Origin of the sequence: Flavobacterium sp., from assembly GCF_003525665.1 — a bacterium.
GTDB lineage: Bacteria > Bacteroidota > Bacteroidia > Flavobacteriales > Flavobacteriaceae > Flavobacterium.
Genome location: NZ_DQDX01000025.1, coordinates 1 through 4,051, shown reverse-complemented (window position 1 = coordinate 4,051; position 4,051 = coordinate 1). Strand labels below are relative to the sequence as shown.

Sequence of the window (4,051 nt, the reverse complement as noted above, 5' to 3'; positions counted from 1 at the left end):
TTCCTGCTTTCATCCCAAAATCCCAATAAAAATCGGGAGTTTTTCCTTTCAATCAGTCCCGAAGCTTCGGGATAATTAGCCATTCTTTTTTCTTTTTGGTTACATTTAAAAAACAACATCTGTTTTTAAATACAAATTAGTACTTTTGCATCATGGAAGACAATCTCACTCGTATCAACAAATTTTTATCAGAAACTGGATTTTGCTCGCGTCGTGAAGCCGACAAACTTATTGAGCAAGGACGCGTTACAATAAATGGTAGCGTTCCAGAAATGGGTACAAAAATTAGCCCAAATGACGAAGTGCGCGTTGACGGAAAATTAGTGAGAGAAAACACTCAAAAAAGAGTATATCTTGCTTTCAATAAACCAGTAGGAATTGAATGCACAACCAACCTTGATGTACGAGATAACATTGTAGATTACATCAATTATCCAGAGCGAATTTTCCCAATCGGACGATTAGACAAAGCCAGTGAAGGATTAATTTTTATGACGAATGATGGTGATATCGTAAACAAAATTCTACGAGCAAGAAACAATCACGAAAAAGAATACATAGTAACCGTAAACCGACCAATAACCGATCGATTTATTGAAAGAATGGCTAATGGAATTCCAATTTTAGATACTGTAACAAGAAAATGTAAGGTAGAACAAATTAGCAAAAACATCTTCAGAATTATTTTAACTCAAGGTTTAAACAGACAAATTCGTAGAATGTGCGAATTTCTAGATTATGAAGTTACAGCTCTAAAAAGAACCAGAATTATAAACATCACACTCGATGTTCCTGTTGGTAGATTTAGAGAATTAACTTCTGATGAAATCACGCAATTAAACCAATTAATTGAACCTTCAAGTAAAACCGAAGAAGCTAGTTTACCAAAACCAATTAGGTCCGACAATTCAAAATTTTACAGCAATTCTAAACCAAGAATTTCTAGAAATAATAACAATCAAAACTAAATTATAAAGTCACTTTTTCAAATAGATTGAGTTTGTCAATTTGCAAAAGGGTTTTATTTTCATCGGTACTTTTGGTGAACATTGGTAGAAATTTTGCTCCATAAACTACTTCATCAAAAGTATAAGAAGTACGTTTTACAACTGTAGAACTGTACATATCATCAAAGACTTTTACGTAAACAATAATTTCTCCAATTGTGTTTTTAAAATCAGCTTCGTTAAGTTGATAAAACGGACTTTTTTCAGTAATTGGATGAACCAAAGTCCAACTTAAAGTCAGTGCATTTACTTTATCAAATTCTAAATCCAATTGATAGAATTTGTTTACCAATTTTCCGCCTTCTTCCACATGAATTCCTAATGTCATTCGTGCTTCGGCATCACTTAAATTGGTGTTTTTGTATGGAGATAATCTTAACATTAAAGCAGTTCCGCCTTGAAATGGAGCAATAACTGCATTTTCAGAAAATAAAATATGGGCATTGGGTTTACTAAATCTTCCATAAAATAAACCTGTGGCAATTGCGAAACTCAATAATCCAAATAAGGCTTCTACTGATGCCACAAAACTAGTAAGAAAACCACTCGGACTAATATGTCCGTAACCAACCGTAGTGTAGGTTTGAATACTAAAAAAGAACGTTTGACCAAATCTATCGATAGCATTTTCGGCAACAATTCCTTTAAGGTTTTCAGTTCCAATAAGATAATATATTGAGGCAAATGCAAGGTTTACAAGAAAATAAAATGTCAAAATAATAAAGAAAAATTTCCATCTAGGAATCGTCAACATAGTGTGATACCAACTAATACTTTCAATAAAACTCACACCAGTTTTTCGAACATTTGCATTACCCGATTTAGTTACAAAACGACCTCCATAACTTGATGAATTCGCTCCGAAACCGGTATCTTTTATTGCCTTTGCCTTAGAATTTATATTTTTTAAAAACGCCATTAAATAGTACTTTTTTAGAGCTTCAAAAATACCATTTTTTTTATAGAAGAAGTATTTTATTTAATTGTTTAGACATCAGTTTTCGCTCAAATTTGATTACATTTGGTTGAAGAATTAAATTCTGAGAATTATGGAAATTAGAAATGATCTAAAACTCGCTGTTTTAATTGATGCCGATAACGTGCCGTATGCCAATGTGAAAGAAATGTTTGAAGAAATTGCAAAATACGGCACGCCAACTTTTAAACGTATTTATGCCGATTGGACCAAACCAACTGTTTCTGGATGGAAAAATGTTTTGTTAGAAAATGCCATAACTCCTATTCAGCAATACAGTTATTCTACTGGGAAAAATGCAAGTGATAGCGCATTAATAATTGACGCGATGGACATTTTATATACTGGAAAAGTCGATGGATTTTGTATAGTTTCGAGCGATTCAGATTTTACAAGATTAGCAACACGACTTCGTGAAGCCGGAATGAAAGTCATCGGAATTGGTGAAAAGAAAACTCTTACTCCTTTTATTACAGCTTGTGATAAATTCATCTACATTGAAATTTTGAAGAAACATGATGCAGAAGTTCCATCTGGTTCAAATTCGAAACCAAATAAAAATACCAAAGTTCAAAACAGCAATCCAATAAGTAAAATTGATCCAAAAATCATTCAACTATTTTCTGATAGTATTGAAGATTTGGAAGATGAAAACGGTTGGGCATTCTTGGGTGATTTAGGAAACTTAATGCTAAAAAAGAAACCCGATTTTGACTCCAGAAACTACGGATTTTCTAAAATGCTGTCGTTTATAGAAAGCATGAACCGATTTGAAATTGACAAACGCGACAGCGGAAAAAACAATATCAAACACATTTACGTAAGAAGAAAATAAAAAAAATCTACTGATTACCCTAAAAATTAGATAATCAGTAGATTTTATTCAATAGTATTTTTACAATTTATTGATGTAACTACTGTACAAATCTTTAAATTGATAACCTACTTCTACTCTATCTTTACTAAGTTTATCAAATTCTACTAAACCCCAAAGTACAAATTCTTTCAAGAAATACTTGTCTTCCAAAGGAAATTCAGGTTGGTATTTTTGGATTAAATCTTCTAATGGTTTGATGGCATCCAATTGATTTTTGTATTCTTCATCAGATGCATCGTCAAGCAATTCAAATCCGGTTTCTGCAAAAAACCATTCTAATACTTTAGCATACGGACTCGCATCAGCATCGCGTTCCAACTTTTCAATTTTAGGGAAAAAAGCTGGGAAAAATGTTTTAATTGCATCGCTTATTAAATACTGTGCCACAACAGCTGCACCTTCTTGTTCGCCCTCATAAACCAACTCGACTTTACCTGTAATTGCAGGAATAATTCCCATAAAATCAGACAATCTAACCGAAGTTTTATCATTTCCAGCAAGCAAAGCGCGTCTTTCGGCAGTACTTAATAAATTCTCAAAAGCCGTAATACTCATTCTCGCACTCACACCACTTTTAGCATCGATGTACTCACTTTCACGAGCTTCAAAACTAATTTGTTCCAATAAATCTTTCGCTAATGATGGCACATGGACTGTTTCTGATTGTTGCAAATCTAATTTTGCTTCTTGATGTGTAATCGTTCTTGCAATAGCAACCGTTTCTGGATAATGCGTTAAAATTTGCGAACCAATTCTATCTTTTAATGGCGTTACAATGCTTCCGCGATTGGTATAATCTTCTGGATTGGCAGTAAATACAAATTGCATATCTAAAGCCATTCTAACTTTAAAACCACGAATTTGAATGTCGCCTTCTTGTAAAATATTAAATAAAGCAACTTGAATTCTAGCTTGTAAATCGGGTAATTCATTGATTACAAAGATGCAACGGTTCGCTCTCGGAATCATCCCAAAGTGAATTACTCTATCATCGGCGTAAGATAATTTCAAGTTTGCCGCTTTTATCGGATCAACATCACCAATTAAATCGGCTACAGTAACATCTGGCGTTGCTAATTTTTCTGAAAAACGTTCGCTTCTGTGAATCCATTTTATCGGAGTTGCATCGCCTTTTTCGTCAATTAAATCTTTTGCAAATCTCGAAATTGGATTTAATGGATCATCATTAAT

General features: G+C 33.2%; 4 protein-coding genes. 2 read left to right on the top strand and 2 right to left on the bottom strand.

The features are described from left to right. The first annotated feature begins 152 nt into the window (after window positions 1-152). Window positions 153-968, top strand: coding sequence for a 23S rRNA pseudouridine(2604) synthase RluF (rluF, locus tag DIU01_RS01605; protein ID WP_290831512.1), 816 nt, complete (start codon window positions 153-155; stop codon window positions 966-968). A gap of 1 nt (window position 969) precedes the next feature. Here rluF and DIU01_RS01600 read toward each other — a convergent pair whose 3' ends face one another. After that, a complete protein-coding gene (locus DIU01_RS01600; protein ID WP_290831511.1) occupies window positions 970-1,926 on the bottom strand; it encodes an ion channel in 957 nt (318 codons plus the stop codon). Between the two features lie 130 nt (window positions 1,927-2,056). Here DIU01_RS01600 and DIU01_RS01595 point away from each other — a divergent pair, with 130 nt between their 5' ends. Beyond that, on the top strand, window positions 2,057-2,818 hold the full coding sequence (locus tag DIU01_RS01595) for an NYN domain-containing protein (protein ID WP_290831510.1): 762 nt from the start codon (window positions 2,057-2,059) through the stop codon (window positions 2,816-2,818). Window positions 2,819-2,878: 60 nt separating this feature from the next. Here DIU01_RS01595 and DIU01_RS01590 read toward each other — a convergent pair. Next, window positions 2,879-4,051: sigma 54-interacting transcriptional regulator (locus DIU01_RS01590; protein ID WP_290831509.1), on the bottom strand; the 1,173-nt coding region annotated here is incomplete at its 5' end.